The sequence below is a fragment of the Paenibacillus sp. LT-B23 genome (genome assembly GCF_059417685.1).
On the sequence record NZ_JBSQBM010000010.1, the window covers coordinates 91,356 to 114,039 of the forward strand.

Sequence of the window (22,684 nt, forward strand, 5' to 3'; positions counted from 1 at the left end):
CTCCAAAAACTGGGTAGCTGCGGCATCCAAGCCTTTACCGGCCAATTCTATGATGTAGTTGCCTTCCTATTATAGCCTATTCCAAAGGCGCGGAAAAGCTGACCGGAAGCCAGATGATAAATGTCGTCCCTTCACCTTGGCGTGTAACCACTTCCACGGACCCGTGATGTTCATCTATTATCCACTTGGCAATGGACAATCCCAAGCCAATTCCCTCTGTCACCCCGCGTGACTCATCCGCCCGATAGAAGCGATCAAAAATAAAGGGAACCTCACTCTTGTCCATCCCGATGCCTGTATCACTAATTCGCAGACCTACCTGTCCCTGATAGACAATAGCATCAAACCGGACTGTGCCTTCGGGTGTATATTTGAACGCATTGTCTATGAAAATAAACAGCATTTGCTGCAAATAATCCTTGCTGCCATCCATATAAACGCCATTCAGTATCGAGAAGTCGCCCACATTCCATTCTGAGGTTCGCTCCAAAAATTGAGCACGCCGGGCAACCTCACTTACGAGTGGCTCCAGCGCTACCGGGGCCTTCTCGAATGTTTTCCCTGTATCTGCTCTGGCAAGCGATAGCATATCACCAACCAGACGGCTCATCCGTTTGCCTTCATCCGCCATATCACTCAGGGCCTCCATGGAGAGTTCACGAATCATCGCTTCATCCATATTGGGGCGGTCTCCCGGCTCTGTAGTCCACATTTTAAGCAAAAAATCAACGTTACCCCTGATTGTCGTAAGCGGCGTACGCAATTCATGAGAAGCATCGGCTACAAAGCGACGCTGGGCTCCATAAGCATCCTCCAGCTCCTTATAAAAAACCTCCGTACGCCCCAGCATCTTGTTAACCGTCGCGATCAGTTGCCCAATTTCATCTGGCGGTCCATCATATTCAATGCGGACACTCAAATCATTACTGGACTGAATCTGGTTAGCCCCTTCAATCACCTTCACTAGCGGCTTCATGGATTTACGAGCCAAAAAGAGACCCGAGGTTGCGGCAGCGAGCAAGGCAAACAACGAACCGTATACAAGCACATTTTGCAGTCTGTTCATCAGCCGATCCTGAGAGCCTGTAAATTGTCCCACCTGTAACAGTCCAACCACTAATCCAAGTTCCTCGGATTTGATCGGTTGCTGATAAATCATAAAGGGATCGCCATCCACACTCACACGTCGAACTCCTTCATTTTGAACTGCTCCAGCAGCTGTGGACGGAACCGGGAAAGTGATGTCTAGATTCTTCATATTTTGCGTTGTCTTGGTCACTCCGGACGTATAATTGTAAATTTGTACATATAGCTGTGATTCATCAATTCCACGACCCTGCACCAAGCCTAAATCGAGATTGGGGACTTCAAACAGTCCTCCTTTGACAGTAAGCAGTAGTTGCTTGTTAATCCGTGGCGCCTGCGTCATAAGCTGACTGTTCACTTCATTATATGTGTAGTAATATACTAGTCCGTAAGTAACCAGACCAAAAATGACTAGTACTATAGCCAAGATGCTCGAATACCAGGCTGTCAGCCGCCACCGAATAGACATATTACACATCACCTCTTAAAATATAGCCAGCTCCCCGAATTGTACGAATGAGTCGTTTACCGCCATCCTGCTCCGTTTTTTGTCGTAGCATGGCAATATATACTTCCAGCACATTCGATTCTCCGCTATAGTCATAGCCCCAAATTTTGTCCATAATCAGATCACGCGACAGAACACGCTTGGGGTTTTGCATGAACAAATGGAGCAGTTCAAATTCTTTAGCCGTCAGTTCCAAGCGTTTGCCGCCACGAACCACTTCACGGGATTCGTTATCCAGTTGTAAATCCTCGAAGGTAAGCCGATTTCCGTTATTGTCCTGTTGTTCGGTTTTACGCCGCAAAAGCGCTCGAACTCGTGCCAGCAGCTCCTCTAGAGCAAACGGCTTGACGAGATAATCATCGGCCCCTAGATCCAAGCCCTTAACCCGATTCTCAACCTCATCCTTGGCTGTAAGCATCAGAACAGGTACCGTGCTTCCACCCTCCCGCATGCGACGGCATACCTCAAAACCATCGACCTGCGGCATCATTACGTCCAGCACGACCACATCAGGCTCAGCTGTCAGCATTTTATTTAATCCCTCTGCGCCATTGGCTGCCGTCAGCACTTCGTAGCCTTCGAAGGCCAGCCCTCTGCGCAGCATGGACACAATTTTTTCATCGTCATCAATAATCAAAATGGTAGAACGCATACACCATCGAGCTCCTTTATTATCTTCTTTTCACTCTATTGTAGCAGGAGTAGACGCGTGTAGCATCTTGCCGCCGCATACAGCAAGAAACGGAAGGCAGCTTCCTTCCGTTTCTTTTCACATTTTCACTTTTATAGAATGATTCGATTACTGTTGGAGAGTCGAGCTAAAGTCGTTTTTGTTACCCACTTTTAACTGAATATCCTTTTTCTGTCCAGCCCGTTCAATGTTAAGCGTCAGTGCTGTACCTACTTTTTGCTTTTGAATGAAATCGATCAGCTCCTGTGATGTGCTGTAAGGAGTACCATTAGCACCGATAATCACATCATAAGGACGCAGATCGGCCTGATAAGCTGGCGATTTGTAGATAATATCCCGCACAACTGAGCCTTCGGTCAGGGTTGTACCCAATTCCTTGGCTACTTCGGGGCTCAGGTTCAACAGACTTGCGCCAATAAAAGGAACGGGTTCTTTTGGAATAGGCTGATTAGTTTTCAGCTTATCCACAACTTCCAAAATCGTATTGGACGGAATCGCAAACCCGATTCCCTGTGCATCAGCGCTGACAGCTACGTTCATGCCGATAACCTGTCCTTGCAGGTTCAGCAAGGGGCCACCAGAGTTCCCCGGGTTAATGGATGCATCGGTCTGAATTAAATGTTTATATTGAGTCGGTTTTCCCGTCGATTCACTGTTAATCGTAATCGTACGTTCCTTCGCGCTCAGCACTCCGGCTGTTACCGAATGCTCAAAGCCTTCAGGGTTACCGATGGCTACCATCCATTCACCGACTTTAGCATTGTCGGAGTTGCCTAGTGTTACCGTCGGGAAGTTATCCTTGCCTTCAATTTTCAGCACAGCCAAATCCAGGTCTGCATTTTTGCCCAGCACTTTGGCTTCATACGGCTTGTTGGTTCCCTCTACCGTAACCTGAACCACATTCGCGCCTTCAACAACGTGATTGTTCGTCAGGATGTAGCCTGATTTATCGAAAATAAAGCCGGAACCAATACCAAGTGGTGTCAATTGTCCGCTATTGTTACCTTCATTGTCATTGTTGCTGCCGTTGTTTCCGCTATTACCACTGTCTCCATACTGATTACCGAAAAAGTATTGATACAGCGGGTCATTGTAATAAGGGCTGCTTTGTCTGCCACTGCTGCTGGATTGCTTGGCCAGCGTTTCAATTTTAACGACTGCCGGACCGGCCTTGGCCACAACAGATTGAACGTCTGCGGTACCGGAAGGCATCACAGCCGGAACTGCGTTAGGAGACTGACCTGTCGTTCCCGAACTAGTCGTTGCTCCGCTTTCAGCTGCCGCCGACGTTAACGCCGTCTCGGGTGTAAACATATTGGTACGGTCGGCTGTATACATCAAAACCGTTATAACCAGCATCCCGGCCAAAAAAGATAGGAAAATCGTCTTTACCTGGGACTTGGGCTTATTCTGTTTAAATTGCCAGTTACCGCTGTTCCGACCCGAGCCGTCTTGTTGTTGCTCAGCCCCGGCACGATGGTATGAAGAAGGAAGTGGCCTTACTGCCTGCGGTGGCGTAATCTCAACGTCCTTCTCTACAAGCTTCCCATCCTTGCGTTGTCCATCTGATTGAACTGAAGAAAAGGGACCGTACGAATAGTAATATGAGGAACCATTTGAATCATTCTGCCGGGTGGTATTATCGGATCCAACCTGATCGTTGTCATCCCGGCGTCCAGAATTATTATTTTTAAATTCGTCCATTGTATATCTCCTCCCAAACCCTATGCTTCAAGGTGGTGTTGTTTAGCTGACTTTATTTTGCACTTTAAACCTTAATTCCACCTTAAAAACAATTAAAAAGGAGATAAAACCTTAGCCCCATAACTCGTCCCCCCTGTTCAAACACGAAATGCCCCGGATATATATCCGGAGCATTGTCAATCGTATATGCTTTCTTATTTCGTGTTAAAGTTTTCGTCGAATTTTTCATTCGGTGTTTGAGCATTGTTTTGAATTTTGTTGCGGCTGGAGTTTTGTACTTTTTGTGCTACAGAGTTTGTGCCGGCTTGATCTGTTGCGAATTCTTCGCCATATTTCTCATTTGGTGTCTGGTAGTTGTCCTGAATTTTATTTTGTTCGGACTTTTTCACCTTTTGAGAAACGACACCTACCGAGTTGTCTTGGGCAAATTCCGCTTTGTACTGACTACCTGCGTTTGCCTTGTTGCCTTGATTCGTGTACGAACTTCCGCCTTGATTTGCCATAATTCTCAACCTCCCAGTATGTTTTGAGGGATAAGCTTATCCCGCAACATAGTATGTGAAGCCGGAAAGGACAATATACACGAATTATATGGAATCATCCAGCGTAGCGGCCGGAATGGTTTTGTGCGTCTCGATCACCTTTTGGAGCGAATTCAGCATCTTCTCCGTACATTTTCCGCTTCCTTTTCTAATGATTTGCACATCCACTTCTTTCTTTCCCCATTCAGAATACACTTGCCGGGTTGTTTTGAAGTACAGGTCAATTTTATTGCCTTTAATGGCTGATCCTGTATCTGCCACAATACCGTAGCCGTAACCTGGAATGTACAAAATGCTGCCCAAAGGAAATGTTTTGGGATCGGCCGCAATCGTGGACAGTGTGTTTTTGTCACGACGCACTTTAACACCGGAATACGTAATACCGTAACCGGGATGACTTGGCCGCTTGCCAGTGGATTCATAGCCTGCTGTATATCCTGTTGCCATGACCGTCATGGTTGTAATCACCTGCTCCTCACGTGGAGCCAAAACAGGCGTTGATTGCCCTTTCTTATGCTGGACCGGCTCTTTATGACCGTAAGCCTCATTGCCGGGCAATACCAGACAAGTGGTGGTTAATACGGTTCCCAAAATCCGTTTCCATACCAACATGGATCTCATAAAAAACCTCCCCTTGAGGCAAAGGTTTTCCAGAAATCCGTTGGTTTATACGAGCACTTAATTATTTTTGAACATCCTGCCCGGGATAGAGCCTGCTGAGCTTCATTTTATCTTCAAAAATATGCAGGAGCGTCCGTACAATGGGGGTGTGCTCGTCGTCTGTGTGTAATATAATGGAAGCAGGAGAAATCGAAATAAGTGTGCTTACGATTCTGTCCTCGACCTCCATTTCCAGTTCAATCCCCGGCATCTCCACAATAATGTCATCTCCATCGGGTGTCGGTATCGGCACCATGGAGCTATCAAGGATAGTAAAATCATGTCCACCCTGATGAAGCACATGTACCAGCGGAACTTTACTTTCCTGAAAAAACACAAAGTACTTGAGCAATCCCATAAATTCTTCATACTGCCGATCCGCCCAAAATTCTTCCATGGCATAGTCGACGATTTCCTCAAGCTCTTTTTTGTATGCGTTCAATCTGAACTGTATAAGTCCTTCCAGATTTATCACGCGCAGCTCCATAAAATCCTTTTCCAGTAAAGCAGACAGTTTGCCGTGACGCTTCATACGCCCTCTTGGGCCATCATCCTTTAACAAAGAATGCACCATGCTGCGAATCTGCTCCGTATCCTCTTTCTCCAGCAGCGAGCAGGCGTTGGCGAGGATCAGATCAAGCATTCCCCATTCCTTGACTTCGATAATATAATCCGCTATTGCGGAAGCCATGATGCTGTATACACAGGGGAGAAAGCTTTCAAACGCCGGATTGCTTTCTGTCCCCTTGCAGGTCCATGCCACTTTGTTTTCGAGTTGTCTGAAAGTGAATCGAAATCCGCGCCGTGACATATGTAGTCCTTTGTTTCTGCTCTTGACCACCTGATAAAAACGGTCGCTTTCCTGATTTCCGTCTGTATGGGTCCACACTGTAAACAGTTCCATTGGCTCACTCCTTTCGATCACTGATTACAGTATATGGCGGGCTCGAAAGGGTTATACGAAGTGAACGACTGGAAACAGGATACAGCATAAAATGAGAATAAACGGGTTTCAAAGAGAAGGTTTCGGTGTTATAAAGAATGGCTGCAACTCAGGACAAAACCAGAAGACGTTTGAATATTTAGGGTAGGGTATGTTAAGGTTATAGTAATATGAATTTTTCACAAGAGGGAGGGGATTAGATGTCAACGATGCTGAACATGCTGCGTACACTCATGATTGTCATATTGAGCCTCGTTCAGATTTTGTCCCTTCCTGTGACGTTTCATGCGGAAGATACTACTCAATCCCTCCAGTTTACTGCGGGATCTTCTCTCATGCCGATTGTTGAAACTTCTTCGTTGGAAACGGACTCCCATGAGCTGGAGCATCACTCCAAACCAGCCATCCGTAAATCCTCTCCGGTCCTTCATCTGGTGATTGCTGCGGCCAAATCACTTCCCTTTGTCATTTTGGTGGCGTTGGTGCTACTAATGAGTATTCCAAAACTGCGCTTGCCTTTCATTCCTGTCATCTACAAGCTGAAAAAGCAACTCTACTTGTTCCCCATTAAATTCACCTCCAGTTATGTGGCTTAACCCCTTTTACATGCACATCATATTTGCATGTCTTTTTGTAAAATTTTCCTAATAGTTTAATAAGTAAGTCTGTTCTCTGTCTGTTTTTATGCCAATTAATGTAATTTTATAATATGAAGAAACAGTTCCATGTCACACCTAATGTATGTGATTTATTTCCCATACCCATTTTAAACAAATGTAGAATACAGGAGGCTTTACAAATGGATATTCGAGAGTCTATTTTGCCAGGAATCGGGATTAAGTATCGAATAGATGCGGAAAGTGGCGATCGCATTGTCATAATTATTCATGATGACGGCAGACGTGAGCTGTATCATTTTGATTATGAGGATTTGGAACAAAGTATTTCCATGACGACCCTGAGTGACCAGGAAGCGCGATTGGTGGCCTCCATTATCGGTGGCATGACGTATAAGCCCAAGCAGCTTGAAAGCGTAGAAATGACGTTCGACGATTTTATTATTGAATGGTACAGAGTGGAACCTCACTATGCTAGTGTTGGCAAGTCCATCGGTGAGCTGGATGTACGCCAAAATTCAGGAGCTACGGTTATTGCCATTGTTGAGAAAAAAGGGAACAAGTATGTAAATCCCGGCCCGGAAGTAATTATTAGCGAGGATGCTACTGTGGTCGTGGTCGGGGAACGTGATCAGCAAAAACGCTTTAAACAAATTCTTATGAACGGAAGCGGGTGATTGGATGGATCATCTGGTATTTGAGGTTGGATTGGCTATTGCTCTGATCGCCGCAGCCGGACTTATCTCCACCAAACTGCGCTTATCGGTCATCCCTTTTTATATTCTGATTGGAATGGCCGTTGGACCGCATGCGATGGAGCTGTGGCATTTTGATTTCCGATTTATCGAAAGCGCGCCTTTTATTGATTTTATGGGAAGAATCGGGGTGCTATTTCTTCTCTTCTACCTGGGAATGGAGTTCTCGGTAGGCCGTTTGATTAAATCAGGCCGTTCCATCGCGGTGGGCGGCACCATATATATCGGCATTAATTTTACGTTGGGACTGGCGCTCGGCTTTCTAACTGGTTTTCCCATTGCAGAGACACTGGTCATTGCCGGGATCACGACGATTTCCTCCAGCGCCATTGCTGCCAAGGTGTTGGTCGATCTGAAGCGAACCGCCAATGCTGAAACTGAAATGATATTAGGCATTATTATGTTTGAGGATGTCTTCCTCGCCGTCTACATCTCCATCCTCTCCGGATTGGTTCTCAGCGATTCATCCTCGCTCGGGGGTGTGCTGTTATCTGCGCTAATCGCGCTTGGCTTTATGCTCGCAGTTATTATTATCGGTCGGAAGGCCGTCCCTCTGTTAAATCGAATTCTTCGTATTCGCTCCAATGAGGTATTCGGACTTGTTATTTTTGGCTCCCTGTTTCTTGTGGCAGGTTTTTCGGAAACGATTCATGTGGCGGAAGCCATCGGAGCCTTACTAATTGGACTCGTGCTGGCCGAAACAGAACATGCCAAACGGATTGAGCATTTAATTGTTCCTTTCCGCGATTTCTTTGGCGCTTTGTTCTTCTTCAGCTTCGGACTATCTATTGATCCACTGTCTCTGGGCGGAAACGCGATCTGGCTTGCGCTGGCAGCAGTCATTCTTACGTTAATCGGTAACATTTGGGCCGGGATGCTGGCTGGACGTACTGTCTCTCTGTCACCCAAGGCGTCGGCAAATATCGGTTTGACGATTGTGGCCCGCGGTGAGTTCTCGATCATTATGGCTAATTTGGGCAAAGAGGGCGGTTTGCTGGATATTGTTCAGCCCTTTGCAGCTATCTATGTACTTATATTGGCGATTATGGCTCCGTTACTGGCAAAGCAGTCAAAACCTATTTTTAATATGATGAATAAAGTTTTCAAATTCAAGGACTCCCGCCTTCGAAAGGAAGAGAGGAACTCGGTGTAACTGAAATGTAAAAGCTGGATACGACAATCCAATAGGAGGGAAGGCTATGCCGCACGCTGTAAAACATGCCGAAGCTCTATGAGGCGGCTTGTGAAGCCCGCTTCGGGAGATGCGAGCAGGTTCCCTGTCTTTTATACGGTGATTGGCGGAATTACGGCATCCGTCGGTCTGGAATTGTTTTTGCATCCGCACGATATGATCGCTGGTGGCGTCACAGGCATCTCCAGACTCATGTCCCTTTACACACAAGAGCATTTTGGATTACTGCTATTCATTTTGAACTTGCCGCTCATGCTACTGTATTCTCTGTCGACCCACAAACCCATGCTGCTTCGGGCGCTTCCCGGTTTGTTCGCCTTTTCAGGCTCAGCCATTATTCTGTCCCCTTTCCCGGCAGTGAGTGGCCACCCGGTAGTATGCGCTCTGGGCGGGGGGATCTGCATCGGACTTGGCGCAGGGCTGGCGGCCCGTCATGGAGGTTTGCTCGATTCTCTGGGGTTGAACGAATCTGACGATGGCCGACCGTCCAATCTGTTGCTGACGCATCGGAAGATTCCGTTGATACAAATTGTGATGCTTTGTAATGGTTTGCTGCTAATTACGGCTGGCTTCGTGCTAGGCTGGGAGCCAGCTCTGTATTCAGCCTTATCCTGCCTTGCCGCCTATGAAACGACCCGACTAATGTTTACCGGTCTGAACCGTATGGTATGTGTCGTCAGCAAGAATCAGCAGACCATCGAAGAAGCCTTATACCGCAGGCTTCGTATACACAGTACGCCTGTGGGAAATCCTGCACAGATAGAGGGCAAAAATAGAGGTGAACTGGCAGAGGAAAAAGATGAACAGGTCACCGTTTACAGCGTTCACCTATTAGATTTGCAACGCTTTAAGGCAGTCATCCAAATGACAGACCCGCAGGCAGAGATTATGTATATGAAGCGATGGGAAGTATAGCAAAGCCAAGTATATTTACCGTAATACGCCTTTACTCCATTGTCATGCTGGTTGGCAATATGATAAAATATAGCTAAGATGTATACACTAAAAAAGAGTAAGGATGTTGTAGCATCCTCACTCTTTAGCAACAGCCGCTTATAAGGGCGGTGGCTGTGTTAACAAAGGCGCTGAAATAGACCGCTAACCTTTTCCAGAGGGCGGTCTATTTCTTTTTGTTGAAGGAAATAATCAAGATCACCAACGTTGCAAATTGAATCATCAACATCAGCGTATCTTTAACCTCCACAGGCATCACCTCCTTTGCAGGAGACTAGCCGACCGCCCATCTAAGCCATTCTGTTGTTAAGGGATATTATACCATATAGATATTATTAAGAGGAAGAAAAACGCCTGTTTTAAGTCTAAATTTGAGATTAGTACCCTGATACATAGTTTTGTGACTCATCTTCTGCCCTTTCAATAGCTTGAATGAAAGTAAATAAAGGTTGATCTCTTTTGTACTGAATAGCCTTTTTACCTGTGCCCCCTACCGCCCTCCATTCCCAGTATTTATGTACATCAACCGTCTCCAGAAAATAAACTGACAAGGCTTCGATTGGATTAACTGCATACATTTTTATGAAATCCTCGTTGGAAAGTTGATCATACTTAAGATACTCGTTCTTCATTTTATAGAGCAGAATGGATATATCTTGAGCATTAACATTTACAATTCGATTTAAGAATGCATTGCACCGTTCGACATTATTCAGTATGATTTGTAAAGCATTGCGAATATCACGAGCATCTGGGCCAACGTTGAGTATATTGATTAAATCGTTAGTCGTCAGATAAGAATTAAACGGTGCCGGCTCAATAATATGTGTCCACACATTGTCGTTCCCTTGTTCAAATACTTGAATAGCATCAGAGACATTAATTCCGATAGTGCTCCATTTGCGGTTTAGGGAATCTGTAATATGGTAGTAGTGCAATTCTGTATCGGTATCTCCCTCATTCTTCTCCCAAACTGGTTCCATACGAGTAATATCCTTAATCGCTTGTTTGTTGCCTTTTGCCTGTGGGGTTACATATCAAAGACATATCTATATTAATGCGATTTGAGGAAAAAGAATAATCTATAATTATAAACACATCAAAAAACGCTTATCTACACTAATCCCTCTACACGGATTAATGATAGATAAGCGTTTTGTCGTGATTACGATACATTAACGGATGTATTCCTAATTTTGCATAATAAAGTCATGTTCGATGCTGCTGGCACAGTCAAAGGTACGAATAATATTATAGCGGGTATTGCGTTGTGCCGGAACATGACCCGTTTCAAGCCCCCGCTGGTTAAACGGCTTCATAACTTGAGCAAAGCCGAATCCCCTCCTCGGCTTTGAAAAAGAATCTGCTTAGCAAAAAATATGGACTGTTTGATTATTATATTATGGATGTACTAACTCAATCCAATCACTGATATACTAACGAAAACAATCCAACATTATAGGAGTGGTTGAAAATGGATAAGGTTCGTTACAAGATAAGAGAAGTATCAGACAGTTGCAAAATTGATTCTTTCTTGAATAAAGCGAGGATTGGGCATCTGGGTATGGTTGATGGTAAGTTGCCATACGTTGTTCCGCTCAATTATGTTTGGTCAAACGGAAAGCTTTATTTTCATGGAGCTACAGGCGGGAGACGAAATCAGGTGATGAGTACAAATCCAGAGGTTTGTTTTACAGTTTGCGAAGAATATGGAACTATTACTGATCCAGTACCAGCCAAGACAGACACCGCATATATGAGTGTTATGATTTTCGGCAAGGCTGAGCCTATTGTCGATCTGGACGAAGTTACACATATGTTGCAGGAAATGATTCGAAAATATGTGCCTGATTATTATAACCGCCCATTAGCCAAACAGCACGTTGACAAATATAGGTCCGCTGTATTCGGAGGTCCAGTTCAAGTATACCGAATTGACCCCTATCATATAACGGCGAAAGAAAATCCAATCGAAGAAGAAAAAATGTATAGACCAGCAAAAAAAGTCTAATAGCTGTCTCTAATGAAAACACTTATTTTTGCCAATTTGCATGTGTCTTTCTTTGTGATCTCCATTCCTGAACCAATATAGAGGTTACTTACATCTATAAAACAGGGTTTGGGATGAAAGTTAAACCAGCCAGGTCGAGTAATGACCAAAAGCCATGGATCCTAATCATAAGGACTGTGGCTCTTTACTGATGTTAGAACCAAAAATTTTGATAAGAAGATCAGAAATGCGAAAAGCTAAAATACTTGCACAAAATACATGGGTGAGAAGCAGAAAGAGGGTAGAACGAACATGGGCCATTTAGTCGAAGAAAATCTTGAATCCGTACGACAACGGATAGAATTGGCTTGCCAAGCTTCAGGGCGCAAGAAAGAAGATGTGAAATTGTTGTTAGCGACAAAAACCGTACCCCTTGAAAAATTAAAAATTACCATTCAAGCGGGCGAAACTTTATTTGGTGAAAACAAAGCTCAAGAACTTTTGGGGAAATTACCACTTATGCAGCAGTACAACCAGGTGGAATGGCATTTTATCGGACATCTGCAAACGAATAAAGTAAAAGACGTTGTAAAATATGTCAAGCTCATTCATTCTGTGGACCGTTTGAGATTGGGGCAGGCATTGCATCATCAGCTCTTAAAAGAGAACAAGACCATGGATATTTTGGTACAAATCAATACGTCCTACGAAGAAAGCAAATTTGGCGCTCCGCCAGAAGCAGCACTGGAGTTAGTTGAACAATTGTCTCAATTCGAAACGTTAAACATTAAAGGCTTGATGACTATTGGAAAACTGAATGCCTCAAATGACGAAACCAGACATTGCTTCCGATTGTTAAAACAAATTCAGGCACAGATTATGGTGGAAAAATTTCCACGTGTAGAAATGGACACTCTTTCGATGGGCATGTCAGGGGATTTCAAGGTTGCCATCGAAGAAGGAGCTACAATCATACGCGTAGGGACAAGCGTATTTGGCCAACGTTATTTGCCAGACACGTATTACTGGAACGAAAACGCGCGTCAGAACGATTAGGAGAGAGGCAGGAGAGAGCTTATGAACACAACATCAACTTCACTGCGCGGCCGCGATTTAATTTCACCCACTATAGCTGCTTTAATATCTGTCATTGTCAATTATGGGGGTACATTTATTCTCGTATTTCAGGCAGCAAAAGTAGCAGGTCTAAGCTCTGAAATGACCGCTTCATGGATATGGTCGATTTCTATTGGTGTGGGTGTAACTGGTATATGGCTAAGTTACCGATACCGTGAACCGATTATTACCGCTTGGTCAACACCAGGCGTAGCTTTTCTTGTTTCGGCGTTAGCTGTAACCCCCTATCCAGAAGTGATTGGCGCCTATATTATCTCTGCTTTAGGATTTATTATTTTGGGGTTATCAGGGATGTTCGACCGTTTCGTCCGGCTAATCCCTCCAGGCATTGCTTCAGGGCTGCTGGCAGGTATTTTACTTCAGTTTGGCATTTCAGCCTTTGGTGGCGCGAAAGTTGACCCTCTGCTTGTAGTTGTCCTGTTTTCTGCGTATGTAGTATTAAGAAGGTTTACATCCCGTTACGCTATCGTGGGTATTTTGGCAATCGGACTTATTTATTTAATTAGTGTGGGGAAAGTAGATTTCAGTAATATCAAATTGGCAATTGCATCGCCGGTATTTGTCGTTCCAGAGTTTTCGTTTCATGCTTTATTGGGTGTTGCATTACCGCTGTTTATTATTACCTTGACGGGACAATATATGCCTGGAATGCTAGTGTTGCGAAATGACGGATTTAAAACGAGCGCGAATCCGATTTTGACTGTAACGGGTTTGGGCTCGCTCTTAACAGCGCCATTTGGCTCACACGCCTTTAATGTAGCAGCAATTACAGCGGCGATTTGTACAGGGAAAGACGCGCACGAGGATTCAACAAAACGTTACATTGCAGGTATTGCCTGTGGCATTTTTTACATTGTTGTCGGCATTTTTGGTGTGACGCTGGCTGCTCTGTTTCTGATTCTTCCTGCTACCTTTATCGCGACATTAGCAGGATTGGCACTCCTGGGTACAATTGGTGGTAGCCTTGCCAACGCATTAACAGATCCCAAGGGACGTGAGACAGCATTAATTACTTTTTTGGCAACAGCCGCAAATGTTACATTACTTGGAGTTGGGGGTGCATTTTGGGGACTTATTACAGGTTTGGCGGCACATATTTTGATATATGGACAATTTCGAAAAAAGCAATATAGTACGAACGTAATACAACAAGCTGAGCAGAAGCAATAGAAGGCTTGAAAAGTTTACGGGTGCGATTTTTGAAGCCACGGCACAACATAAATATTACGCATTAATTGCAGAAGTATTCAAAAATCATCGGATTAATTAAAATTAGAGCTTACCGATCATATGTTTACGACCGCGCGGCGATATTATGGAGAAAAGGAGTACACGGATTTAACCATAATTATCAATCAAATCAATAATTGGAACCGGTTTTCGATTGCAATGGGAAATGAAGCGGAATAACGCGGAGGTGCTGGAATTATAAAAGCATCTCCGCAAGGCGATAAATACCGACTTCAATTGCCTCCTCATCTACTTTAGCAAAACCAAGTACCCATCCTTTTCGATCGCTATTTAGACAATAATTGCTCAGGGGATAAACACGTATTCCTTCTTTGAGCGCTTGATTCGTCACAGCTTCTTCGTCAAACGATTCCTCAGCTTCGAGAAGCATGTGCAATCCTGTTTCTACCCCACTGAGTTTAAAACGCTTGTCTAGACCAGTAGCAGCTATGGCCTTTGTCATGGCTGCATGTCTGCGCCGATATACATTTCTGACTCTTCTCATATGGCGCATGAAATGCCCGTGTTCAATAAAATGAGCAAGCGTCAATTGTTCCATAATTGGAAGATGACGATAAGTGAGTGCATGGACTTGAGCAAGCTGTCGGATGGCTCCTTTTGGCCCAACAATCGCCGATATTCGGATTCCAGGAGCAACCATTTTGGAAAAGCTCATCATATATAACGTATTTTGGGGTTGATGGCTGAATAACGTAGGAAGCGGGTCCCCACGATATCGAAATTCACTATCATAATCGTCCTCAACAATCCAAAATTGATGTTGCGTAGCCTTACGTAACAATTGTTGCCTCCGGGGTTCCGACATTATGACTCCAACTGCACACTGATGCGAAGGCGTGACAAAAGTTAGCTTGGATTGTGGATGAATGCGATCTACCTGTAATCCGTACTCGTCAACAGGAACGGGCACAACATTCATACTTCTATATTTCATGGTCATCCAAGCTGCAGGAAAACCGGGATCTTCAACAGAAACCGTGTCTCCTTCATTTAATAGCGCTTGGGCGATCAAATCAAGGCTATGCTGCGCTCCTGAGGTTAGCATAATTTGATCCATATGCACATGGATTCCTCGTTCAAGTGACAAATACCGTTGTATCTGTTCGCGCAGTGATACAAAACCATAGGAGTTACCATAAGCCCAATTCGCCAAGTCCATTTCTGTAGAGGCTTGTAAAAATGATTGTCTCCATGTTCTTTGAAAATGTTGGTCCAAATAAGGCTCGTGGGGACAGAAATCAATCTCCACATTTTGCTCTTCTTTGCCTCTAAGCCAGCCGTGTAGATGATTGACTGCAGCGTTTAATACAGGTAATTCGGGGGTGACTGGCCCTTGAGGCATAACATCTTCAAAAGAGCCTGTTATATAGCTCCACTCACTTACCCTTGTTCCACCACGCCGAGATGTCACGGTGTATCCACGGCTGAATAATTCCTCATAAACAATCTGTATGGTTGAGCGCGAGACACCGACTAATAAAGCGAGCTCACGAGATGGGAGTAGCAATTCCCCTGGTGGCCATTTTCCTGTTCTAATATTATGAATCGCTTGGTCTAGAAGTTGCTGCCATAGGGGACGTTGGTCGTTTCGGTTAACTTTGAGCATAAGATTCACCTTCATATGTATTTGAATTCAACAGGTGGATTGCTTAAATGACTTATTAATGTATGATTATAACACTCCATTAATTAATATACTATCATGACGATAGCTGCCTTTCAATACGATAGTATTTAGAAAAAGAGGACAACTAGAGCGTTTCTCCAAACTTTAAGCAGCCAAATCATGATGGAAACCAACGTCAAAAAAACTTGTCTATCATTAATCCTTCCATTTGGATTAATGATAGACAAGTTTTGTGTTACTATCGCAAAATAACAGGTTATATGCTCCATTATGTGTTAATTTAGTTATGGTGTGTTTGTCTTAATTTTGCATGATAAAATCATGTTCGATGCTGCTGACACCGTCAAAGGTACGAATAATATCATAGCGGGTATTGCGTTGTGCCGGAACATGACCCGTTTCGCGGATCAGCTGTAAAATGGATTCGATGTTGACTTTGTACGTTGCGCCTGCGGCGGAAACGACGTTTTCCTCAATCATGGTACTACCGAAGTCGTCGCAACCGTAATACAGTGATTTTTTGCCGATTTCTGGTCCCATGGTTACCCACGAAGACTGAATATGCTTGATGTTATCCAGTACAAGACGGCTGATTGCAACAGTCTTCAAATATTCCTCCGGCGTCTGGCGTTCCTTTTTCAGGTTTGTGTTATCCGGCTGGAAGGTCCATGGAATAAAGGCCAGGAAGCCTTCGGAATCATATTTATTTTCAATGCATTCGTCCTGGGCATCACGAACACGCAGTAAATGCAGCGCACGCTCCTCCATCAACTCGCCAAAGCCGATAACCATCGTGGCCGTCGTGTTCATACCCACCTTGTGAGCGGTCTGCATCACGTCCATCCAATCCCGCCAAGAGCCTTTGAGACGGCTGATTTTGCGGCGTGTGCGGTCATCCAAAATTTCTCCGCCCCCGCCTGGCAGGGAATCCAATCCTGCTTCATGAATGGCTCGAATCGTATCTTCCATGGACAAGCCGGATTTTTCCTTCATCTTATGAATTTCAGCCGGCGAGAAGGAATGCATCGTAATATCGGGAAAACGCTCCTTGATCGCTTTGAGCAAATCGGTATAGTAACTGAACGGCAGGTTAGGATTCACTCCACCTTGCATCAGAATTTCGGTGCCGCCTACACCCTGCGTTTCTTTGATTTTCTGGAAAATCACTTCATCGGGCAGGACATAGCCTTCATCTGAACCCGGTCTACGGTAAAATGCGCAAAAGCGGCAGTATACGTCACAGACGTTCGTATAGTTAATATTTCGTCCGATGACGAAAGTTTTAATCGGATCAGGATGCATACGGTTCATCACTTTATTCGCCGCGTGACCGATTTTTTCTACCTCGTCTGACTCGAACAAAGCAACAGTGTCCTCTAAATTCAGGCGTTCGCCGCGCAGAGCTTTATCTAAAATATGGTCGATTACACTCATGGTGTATCCTCCTTCGCTTTCACAGGGGGACGAAATGAAAGACAGGACTTATGAACGAGAATGATTTCACAAACCTGCGTTCGAACCCTGTCGTATTATATGTGTTCATGACTGGCTTTGTATTTGTCTGTGCTATATAGCATAGTAAAACCTAATGATAATACTAACATATCTTTAGGTAAGGAACCATACTTATTCCCGTTTCTTTCTGCTTTCTACCCAGGCGATGATGGCGACGAACAAGCTATAATTCTATGGTACATTGTCCCATGGAAAGGGAAAAAGGGTTGTGCAGCACGTTCATATTGTCCTCCGCCATGTCGCGCTTACACAAAGCAGCAAGCTTCCCACTACACAGAAGCTTGCTGCTTTTTTAGATTTTATGTTTATTATGCCGTGTTTTTTTAACGAAGAGCCTCATTTAGATCACTGATCAGATCATCAATATCCTCCAGACCTACGGAGAAACGTAGCAGACCATCCGTGATTCCCCGCTCCAGACGTACACTATGTGGCATTGCCGCATGTGACATCATCGCCGGATACGACAAGATACTTTCCACGGCTCCCAGACTTACCGCCACAATCGGAATTTGTATGCGATTGAGTACCTCTTTTGCACGCTCACCGGAGCCTACATCAAACGAGATAACCGCACCGTATCCACTGGATTGGCTTTCATGTACGGCACGCCCCGGATGATTTTCCAGGCCCGGATAGTATACCGCCTCAATGTCACTACGCTCGTTCAGCCAATTGGCCAGCTTCGCTGCACTCTTTTCGCTGTGAGACATACGTGCTTCCAGTGTCTTCATCCCGCGCATAAGCAACCACGACTCCTGTGGGGCCAATACGGTTCCAAGTCCATTTTGAAGCTGCTTGATTTGTCTGCCCAACGACTCCGTACGTGCTACCGCAAGACCTGCCAATACATCGCTGTGGCCGCCGAGAAATTTGGTTGCACTGTGCAACACGATATCAACACCTTGCTCAATTGGACGTTGATAATAAGGTGTCATGAATGTGTTATCCAGCAGCGTCAGAAGTCCTTTCTCCTGGGCCCAAGCCGTTATCCCTGCCACATCGGTGATTTTGAGGGTTGGGTTGGATGGCGTCTCCATATATACAGCCTTCGTATTTTCCTGCAACGCTTCTTTCACAAGGTTGATGTCCGTCATATCAACGAAGGTGGTTTCGATATTCATCCGTTTTAAAATAGAAGTCAGCAGGCGGTAGGTCCCTCCATATACATCTTCCGAAACAATGACATGGTCCCCAGCGGACAACAGCATAAACGTACTGGATATAGCCGCCATACCCGATGCAAAGGCAAAACCTCTCGCTCCACCCTCCAGTAAGGCGATGTAGTCCTCCAAAGCTTGCCGTGTCGGATTGCCAGAACGGCTGTAGTCATGCAGCGGAGGATTGAAAATATCATGATGGTGAAAGGTGGACGCCTGATAAATCGGTACGCTCGACGCACCCGTAACACTATCGATTTCAGAGCCAAAATGCAGCAGCTTGGTAGCGAATTTCCGTTCTTTTCCCGACTCTTGCCCGATTTTCCGCACGTCCTCAATCATTGCTGTTCCTCTCCTTCGATTTCTTGACGTGCCGCTTCCAACGCTGAACGCAAATCTTCAATTAAATCATCCGTATGTTCAATACCGACGGAGAAACGCAGCAAACGATCATCCACCCCAACCGCATCCCGAATCTCAGCCGGTATATCGGCATGTGTCTGTACAGCAGGATAAGTCATTAACGATTCCACACCGCCCAAACTTTCAGCAAAAGCAATGAGCTTGATGTTTCGAAGCAAGGGCTCCACATAACGGGCATCTTTTACTTTAAACGAGAAAATACCTGTGTTGCCGCTGGATTGTTTGTTTTGAATCTCACGCCCTGGGTGACCTTCAAGCCCTGGATAAAACACCTCAGCCACCGCCGGATGCGTCAGCAGATAATTGGCCAGCACTGTCGCATTATGCTCATGCCGATCCATACGCAGCGCCAATGTTTTCATGCCCTTCATCAACTGATAGCTATCACTCGGAGAAAGTACAGCCCCAATGGAATTATGCAGGAAGGAGATTTCGGCTGACAGCTCTTTACCCTTGGTTACGATCAAGCCTGCCAGCACATCATTGTGTCCGCCCAGATACTTGGTTGCGCTATGTACCACAATATCGGCACCCAGCTCCAAAGGACGCTGGAAATATGGTGTTAACAGCGTATTATCTACAATAGTAAGCAACTGACGTTGTGACGCCCATTCGGCTACAGCCCGAATATCCGTAATCATCATTAATGGATTCGTAGGCGTTTCTATGAATACCGCTTTTGTATTTGGTCGACATGACTGCTCGATGGCTTCAAGATCATTCGTATCCACATAGCTCGCCGTCACGCCGAATCTGGATAAAATACGTTCCAGCAGACGATACGTGCCTCCATACAGATCCAGCGATACAATCAGATGATCTCCTTGTCCAAACAGGGCAAATACCGTTTGCAGCGCCGCCATACCTGAACTGCATGCAAAGCCTGCATCACCGGATTCCAGTGCAGCGGACGCCTCTTCCAGTACTTTACGTGTCGGATTGATCGTCCGAATGTAATCAAAACCTGTGCTTTGGCCCAGACGGGGATGGCGAAACGCTGTAGACTGATAAATCGGAAAATTTACCGCTCCGGTTACCGGCTCTTCGATTGAACCAATCTGTGCTAATCTGCTTTCAATTTTCCACTGTTTCTCACTCATATGAATCCTCCTGTTCATTTCCACATTAGGTGCTATAACATATGCTGCAAAATTGGATTATCATATCTATACTGCTGCGCTGCTGCAAGGTGGTACTGCGTAGATATAAACGTTAAGCCCCTTTTTAAATCTGGGGCCCGATATCGAAAGGGGTTTCTTGGTATACATAATAGTTGAGCCAATTTGAAAATAATAAATTGGCATGCGCACGCCAGGTTGAGGGCGGTGTACGCTCAGGGTCATTGTTGGGAAAATAATTTTTTGGTACTTCAATATCCATCCCTTTGGCGACATCACGATCGTATTCCCATTTCAGAGAAAGTGGATCGTATTCGGAATGCCCAGTCACAAAGATTTGTTTGCCATCACGCGTAGCTACCAGATACACTCCGGCTTCCTCAGATTCGGATAAAAGCTCCAGTTCGGCAATATGCTCAATATCTTCGCGCCGAACCTCTGTATGCCGGGAATGAGGTGCATAAAACAATTCATCAAAACCGCGTAGCAACTTCACTTTAGGTTTAATAACGCTATGCGGAAAAACGCCAAAGCATTTGTAATCAAGTCCGTATTTGGGAACGCCGAAATGATGAAACAGCCCCGCCTGCGAGGCCCAACAGATATGCATGGTCGAAGTTACATTCGTTTTCGTCCATTCAAAAATTTGCCGGATTTCCTCCCAGTAGTTCACATCTTCAAACTCAAGCTGTTCAACGGGTGCTCCCGTAATCACCATGCCGTCAAAACGGCTGTTTCTGATCTCCTCAAACGTTTTATAAAACATGTTCAAATATTCCTGCGATGTATTTTTAGATACATGCGACTTCATGTGTACCAGCGTAACGTCCACTTGAAGCGGGGTATTGCCGACCAGACGCAACAGCTGAGTTTCCGTCGTTTCTTTGGTAGGCATCAAATTCAAAATGGCGATGCGCAACGGACGAATATCCTGATGATAGGCCAGGCTTTCATCCATTACGAAAATATTTTCGCCCTCCAGCACTTCCTTGGCAGGTAGTGTATCCGGAATTTTAATCGGCATGTAAACTCACTCCTTGTTCGGTGAAGTTTTTGCGAAAATCGTCATGCTGAGATGCCGGGCATATAATAAAAAGACCTTCCTCGGTTACGAGAAAGGTCATATTTGTATCCATATGCGCCTCTCTCATCTGTCAGGGCATCGCTCTTTGTAAGAAGCGCGCGTCCTGCAAGAATTAGCACCGTGCGATTAAAATCGCCGGTTGCCGGGTATCATCGGGCTAGTCCCTCCACCTGCTCTTGATAAGATTTCGCTATATTCAGTTTGGGTTCATAAAAAGTTCTTGTTGTTCACTTTAATGCATCCGCTGGGCTTCGTCAAGATGGGACTTGTAATTTTCCACCCCTGCATTCACATTTCGTCTTACATTTCCATATGTTAAATCATACATTACCCCATCGCCGAAGCTCTTGTCACTACTGTTGATTTAGCCCATGATTTTGCGCTTGAAAGGCTGTAGGCCGAGCGTTATACTATACAAGTGCTATTGGCGAAAATATAAAACAGTGGTGCAGATTTAGAGTGCTCTCTGCGATACTGTGGCAAACTAAAAAGAACATTTGTGAGGTGAATCCGGAATGGAAGGCGACCCGAGTCCGAATAGGCGGCGATCCCTGAACAACAGCATAGGAATGACTTCAGCTTGCCGAAAGACGGGACGCCAGGCTCTGCATGCTCCAAAAGCCTCTTGCTTTTGATGAGGATGCCGCTTACCCGATCCGGCTAACTGGCTAACTGAGTCCATTCCTTATGCTTTTAGGTACACGTATTTTCCGTTACGACGGAGCATAAGGAGTGACATATATGAAAATCCGTTTGGTAAACAACGGGGTTTTTACCCCTGTCGAAGAAATTGAAATGGCGCTTACTCCGCCAGCAGAAGGCTTTTATTGGATTGATGCCGATGTTGACGATCTGGCAGTGCTCCAACCTTTGTTCTCCATGCATGATCTCGCGGTAGAGGACTGTTTGAGTGAAGAAGAGCAGCGTCCAAAGATTGAAATTTACGAAAGCCATTATTTTATCGTTGTAAACAGCATTCGTTTTGATGATGAAGAAATATTTTTACGTGCTTTGAACATTTTTCTCGGCCGCCATTTCATCATTACGGTGACTAAGCAGAAAATCAATGAGCTACGCACCCTCAAGCCTATGTTGTGGGAGCAGGAGGTCAGCCAGCCTGACCGTTTTATGTATCTGTTGGTCGACTTGATCGTTGACAACTATTTTCTGGTTGGTGACCGGATTGAGGTTCGCATTGAGAAGCTGGAAGAAGACATTCTGATGCATACCAAAAAATCGCATTTGAATGAAATTATCGGCTTACGCAGTGAGATTCTGTGGCTGAAAAAAGTGCTTGGTCCGCAAAAAGAAGTCATCAATACGTTGAACAAACGGGATTTACGGCTGATCGACGATCAATTACAAAAATATTTTAGCGACATTTATGAAAATGCCGTGAAAATTTCGGAGACTTTCGAAACTTACCGCGATCTAATGGGTAACCTTCGAGAAGCTTATCAATCCAGTATCGCTAACCGTGCGAATGAAATTATGCGCGTGTTTACAGCGATTACAACTGTATTTATGCCGTTGACGGTGATAACCGGAATTTATGGTATGAACTTTGATAATATGCCTGAGCTTCATACGCGTTATGGTTATTTTGTCGTCATTGGTATTATGGTGGCGCTAGGGGTTAGCATGTTCTGTATTTTCCGCAAGAAGGATTGGGTTTGAAAAGAAAAGGTTGAAGCAGTAGCCGTATCCTCACAGGATATAGCTACTGC

At 44.9% G+C, this 22,684-nt stretch carries 22 protein-coding genes and 1 riboswitch; of the genes, 8 read left to right on the forward strand and 14 right to left on the reverse strand.

What is annotated here, in order from left to right; all coding sequences use genetic code 11:
* Window positions 1-76: 76 nt before the first annotated feature.
* The 6 genes from ACWXW9_RS14140 to ACWXW9_RS14165 all read right to left on the reverse strand — a co-directional run bounded on the left by ACWXW9_RS14140 (window position 77) and on the right by ACWXW9_RS14165 (window position 6,095).
* Window positions 77-1,555, reverse strand: a complete 1,479-nt coding sequence (locus ACWXW9_RS14140; protein WP_494929916.1) for a sensor histidine kinase — start codon at window positions 1,553-1,555, stop codon at window positions 77-79.
* A 1-nt stretch (window position 1,556) separates the two neighbouring features.
* Window positions 1,557-2,246 carry a response regulator transcription factor gene (locus ACWXW9_RS14145; protein WP_013309432.1) on the reverse strand — a complete coding sequence of 230 codons (690 nt, stop codon included), beginning with the start codon at window positions 2,244-2,246 and terminating at the stop codon, window positions 1,557-1,559.
* 147 nt (window positions 2,247-2,393) lie between these two features.
* The gene (locus tag ACWXW9_RS14150) at window positions 2,394-3,989 is read right to left on the reverse strand and encodes a S1C family serine protease (RefSeq protein WP_494929917.1); all 1,596 of its coding nucleotides are present in this window, start codon (window positions 3,987-3,989) and stop codon (window positions 2,394-2,396) included.
* Between the two features lie 194 nt (window positions 3,990-4,183).
* On the reverse strand, window positions 4,184-4,492 hold the full coding sequence (locus ACWXW9_RS14155; RefSeq protein WP_494929918.1) for a hypothetical protein: 309 nt from the start codon (window positions 4,490-4,492) through the stop codon (window positions 4,184-4,186).
* Between the two features lie 84 nt (window positions 4,493-4,576).
* Window positions 4,577-5,152 (reverse strand): 3D domain-containing protein, encoded by a 576-nt coding sequence (locus tag ACWXW9_RS14160; RefSeq protein ID WP_494929919.1) that lies wholly within the window; start codon window positions 5,150-5,152, stop codon window positions 4,577-4,579.
* Between the two features lie 61 nt (window positions 5,153-5,213).
* Window positions 5,214-6,095: a putative sporulation protein YtxC gene (locus tag ACWXW9_RS14165; protein ID WP_192511479.1), complete on the reverse strand. Its 882-nt coding sequence runs from the start codon at window positions 6,093-6,095 to the stop codon at window positions 5,214-5,216.
* A gap of 239 nt (window positions 6,096-6,334) precedes the next feature.
* Here ACWXW9_RS14165 and ACWXW9_RS14170 point away from each other — a divergent pair, with 239 nt between their 5' ends.
* The 4 genes from ACWXW9_RS14170 (at window position 6,335) to ACWXW9_RS14185 (ending at window position 9,613) form a co-directional block, all read left to right on the forward strand.
* Entirely contained in the window at window positions 6,335-6,730 is a 396-nt protein-coding gene (locus ACWXW9_RS14170) for a hypothetical protein (RefSeq protein WP_494929920.1), read from the forward strand.
* 203 nt (window positions 6,731-6,933) lie between these two features.
* Complete coding sequence (locus ACWXW9_RS14175; RefSeq protein WP_494929921.1) at window positions 6,934-7,428, forward strand: cation:proton antiporter regulatory subunit; 495 nt, start codon at window positions 6,934-6,936, stop codon at window positions 7,426-7,428.
* 4 nt (window positions 7,429-7,432) lie between these two features.
* A complete protein-coding gene (locus ACWXW9_RS14180) occupies window positions 7,433-8,659 on the forward strand; it encodes a cation:proton antiporter (protein ID WP_494929922.1) in 1,227 nt (408 codons plus the stop codon).
* Between the two features lie 90 nt (window positions 8,660-8,749).
* A complete protein-coding gene (locus tag ACWXW9_RS14185; RefSeq protein WP_494930017.1) occupies window positions 8,750-9,613 on the forward strand; it encodes a YitT family protein in 864 nt (287 codons plus the stop codon).
* A 205-nt stretch (window positions 9,614-9,818) separates the two neighbouring features.
* Here the strand turns inward: ACWXW9_RS14185 and ACWXW9_RS14190 are convergent, their stop codons facing one another.
* From ACWXW9_RS14190 to ACWXW9_RS14200, 3 genes are all read right to left on the reverse strand, one after another.
* Window positions 9,819-9,908, reverse strand: a complete 90-nt coding sequence (locus ACWXW9_RS14190) for a putative holin-like toxin (RefSeq protein WP_007429455.1) — start codon at window positions 9,906-9,908, stop codon at window positions 9,819-9,821.
* Between the two features lie 121 nt (window positions 9,909-10,029).
* Window positions 10,030-10,635 (reverse strand): hypothetical protein, encoded by a 606-nt coding sequence (locus ACWXW9_RS14195; RefSeq protein WP_494929923.1) that lies wholly within the window; start codon window positions 10,633-10,635, stop codon window positions 10,030-10,032.
* A gap of 207 nt (window positions 10,636-10,842) precedes the next feature.
* Window positions 10,843-10,971 (reverse strand): hypothetical protein, encoded by a 129-nt coding sequence (locus tag ACWXW9_RS14200; protein WP_494930029.1) that lies wholly within the window; start codon window positions 10,969-10,971, stop codon window positions 10,843-10,845.
* Between the two features lie 155 nt (window positions 10,972-11,126).
* Between ACWXW9_RS14200 and ACWXW9_RS14205 the strand changes: the two genes are divergently transcribed.
* The 3 genes from ACWXW9_RS14205 to ACWXW9_RS14215 all read left to right on the forward strand — a co-directional run bounded on the left by ACWXW9_RS14205 (window position 11,127) and on the right by ACWXW9_RS14215 (window position 13,949).
* Entirely contained in the window at window positions 11,127-11,663 is a 537-nt protein-coding gene (locus ACWXW9_RS14205) for a pyridoxamine 5'-phosphate oxidase family protein (RefSeq protein WP_494929924.1), read from the forward strand.
* Window positions 11,664-11,954: 291 nt separating this feature from the next.
* Complete coding sequence (locus ACWXW9_RS14210) at window positions 11,955-12,698, forward strand: YggS family pyridoxal phosphate-dependent enzyme (RefSeq protein WP_494930018.1); 744 nt, start codon at window positions 11,955-11,957, stop codon at window positions 12,696-12,698.
* A gap of 21 nt (window positions 12,699-12,719) precedes the next feature.
* On the forward strand, window positions 12,720-13,949 hold the full coding sequence (locus ACWXW9_RS14215; protein ID WP_494929925.1) for a benzoate/H(+) symporter BenE family transporter: 1,230 nt from the start codon (window positions 12,720-12,722) through the stop codon (window positions 13,947-13,949).
* A 256-nt stretch (window positions 13,950-14,205) separates the two neighbouring features.
* Here ACWXW9_RS14215 and pdxR read toward each other — a convergent pair whose 3' ends face one another.
* The 5 genes from pdxR to metA form a co-directional block, all read right to left on the reverse strand.
* On the reverse strand, window positions 14,206-15,636 hold the full coding sequence (pdxR, locus tag ACWXW9_RS14220; protein ID WP_494929926.1) for a MocR-like pyridoxine biosynthesis transcription factor PdxR: 1,431 nt from the start codon (window positions 15,634-15,636) through the stop codon (window positions 14,206-14,208).
* Window positions 15,637-15,957: 321 nt separating this feature from the next.
* Entirely contained in the window at window positions 15,958-17,091 is a 1,134-nt protein-coding gene (mqnC, locus tag ACWXW9_RS14225) for a cyclic dehypoxanthinyl futalosine synthase (RefSeq protein ID WP_494929927.1), read from the reverse strand.
* 404 nt (window positions 17,092-17,495) lie between these two features.
* Window positions 17,496-18,674, reverse strand: coding sequence for a trans-sulfuration enzyme family protein (locus tag ACWXW9_RS14230; protein ID WP_494929928.1), 1,179 nt, complete (start codon window positions 18,672-18,674; stop codon window positions 17,496-17,498).
* Window positions 18,671-19,855, reverse strand: a complete 1,185-nt coding sequence (locus ACWXW9_RS14235) for a PLP-dependent transferase (RefSeq protein ID WP_494929929.1) — start codon at window positions 19,853-19,855, stop codon at window positions 18,671-18,673. The genes ACWXW9_RS14230 and ACWXW9_RS14235 overlap by 4 nt, the downstream gene beginning before the upstream one ends.
* Before the next feature lie 124 nt (window positions 19,856-19,979).
* The gene (gene metA / locus ACWXW9_RS14240; protein WP_149095296.1) at window positions 19,980-20,897 is read right to left on the reverse strand and encodes a homoserine O-acetyltransferase MetA; all 918 of its coding nucleotides are present in this window, start codon (window positions 20,895-20,897) and stop codon (window positions 19,980-19,982) included.
* Window positions 20,898-21,017: 120 nt separating this feature from the next.
* Window positions 21,018-21,143, reverse strand: a riboswitch (SAM riboswitch).
* Between the two features lie 555 nt (window positions 21,144-21,698).
* On the opposite strand from metA, the gene corA reads away from it, so the two are divergent.
* Window positions 21,699-22,634 (forward strand): magnesium/cobalt transporter CorA, encoded by a 936-nt coding sequence (gene corA, locus ACWXW9_RS14245; protein WP_025682353.1) that lies wholly within the window; start codon window positions 21,699-21,701, stop codon window positions 22,632-22,634.
* The last annotated feature ends 50 nt before the right edge of the window (window positions 22,635-22,684 follow it).

Bases quoted from the DNA above. Each gene is read 5' to 3' on its own strand.
- pdxR (WP_494929926.1), bottom strand. From the start codon at position 15,636: ATGCTCAAAGTTAACCGAAACGACCAACGTCCCCTATGGCAGCAACTT.
- mqnC (WP_494929927.1), bottom strand. From the start codon at position 17,091: ATGAGTGTAATCGACCATATTTTAGATAAAGCTCTGCGCGGCGAACGC.
- ACWXW9_RS14140 (WP_494929916.1), bottom strand. From the start codon at position 1,555: ATGTCTATTCGGTGGCGGCTGACAGCCTGGTATTCGAGCATCTTGGCT.
- ACWXW9_RS14155 (WP_494929918.1), bottom strand. From the start codon at position 4,492: ATGGCAAATCAAGGCGGAAGTTCGTACACGAATCAAGGCAACAAGGCA.
- ACWXW9_RS14160 (WP_494929919.1), bottom strand. From the start codon at position 5,152: ATGAGATCCATGTTGGTATGGAAACGGATTTTGGGAACCGTATTAACC.
- ACWXW9_RS14175 (WP_494929921.1), top strand. From the start codon at position 6,934: ATGGATATTCGAGAGTCTATTTTGCCAGGAATCGGGATTAAGTATCGA.
- ACWXW9_RS14150 (WP_494929917.1), bottom strand. From the start codon at position 3,989: ATGGACGAATTTAAAAATAATAATTCTGGACGCCGGGATGACAACGAT.
- ACWXW9_RS14205 (WP_494929924.1), top strand. From the start codon at position 11,127: ATGGATAAGGTTCGTTACAAGATAAGAGAAGTATCAGACAGTTGCAAA.
- ACWXW9_RS14235 (WP_494929929.1), bottom strand. From the start codon at position 19,855: ATGAGTGAGAAACAGTGGAAAATTGAAAGCAGATTAGCACAGATTGGT.
- ACWXW9_RS14215 (WP_494929925.1), top strand. From the start codon at position 12,720: ATGAACACAACATCAACTTCACTGCGCGGCCGCGATTTAATTTCACCC.
- ACWXW9_RS14195 (WP_494929923.1), bottom strand. From the start codon at position 10,635: ATGGAACCAGTTTGGGAGAAGAATGAGGGAGATACCGATACAGAATTG.
- ACWXW9_RS14190 (WP_007429455.1), bottom strand. From the start codon at position 9,908: ATGCCTGTGGAGGTTAAAGATACGCTGATGTTGATGATTCAATTTGCA.
- ACWXW9_RS14180 (WP_494929922.1), top strand. From the start codon at position 7,433: ATGGATCATCTGGTATTTGAGGTTGGATTGGCTATTGCTCTGATCGCC.
- ACWXW9_RS14145 (WP_013309432.1), bottom strand. From the start codon at position 2,246: ATGCGTTCTACCATTTTGATTATTGATGACGATGAAAAAATTGTGTCC.
- corA (WP_025682353.1), top strand. From the start codon at position 21,699: ATGAAAATCCGTTTGGTAAACAACGGGGTTTTTACCCCTGTCGAAGAA.
- ACWXW9_RS14200 (WP_494930029.1), bottom strand. From the start codon at position 10,971: ATGAAGCCGTTTAACCAGCGGGGGCTTGAAACGGGTCATGTTCCGGCA.
- ACWXW9_RS14230 (WP_494929928.1), bottom strand. From the start codon at position 18,674: ATGATTGAGGACGTGCGGAAAATCGGGCAAGAGTCGGGAAAAGAACGG.
- ACWXW9_RS14170 (WP_494929920.1), top strand. From the start codon at position 6,335: ATGTCAACGATGCTGAACATGCTGCGTACACTCATGATTGTCATATTG.
- ACWXW9_RS14165 (WP_192511479.1), bottom strand. From the start codon at position 6,095: ATGGAACTGTTTACAGTGTGGACCCATACAGACGGAAATCAGGAAAGC.
- ACWXW9_RS14210 (WP_494930018.1), top strand. From the start codon at position 11,955: ATGGGCCATTTAGTCGAAGAAAATCTTGAATCCGTACGACAACGGATA.
- metA (WP_149095296.1), bottom strand. From the start codon at position 20,897: ATGCCGATTAAAATTCCGGATACACTACCTGCCAAGGAAGTGCTGGAG.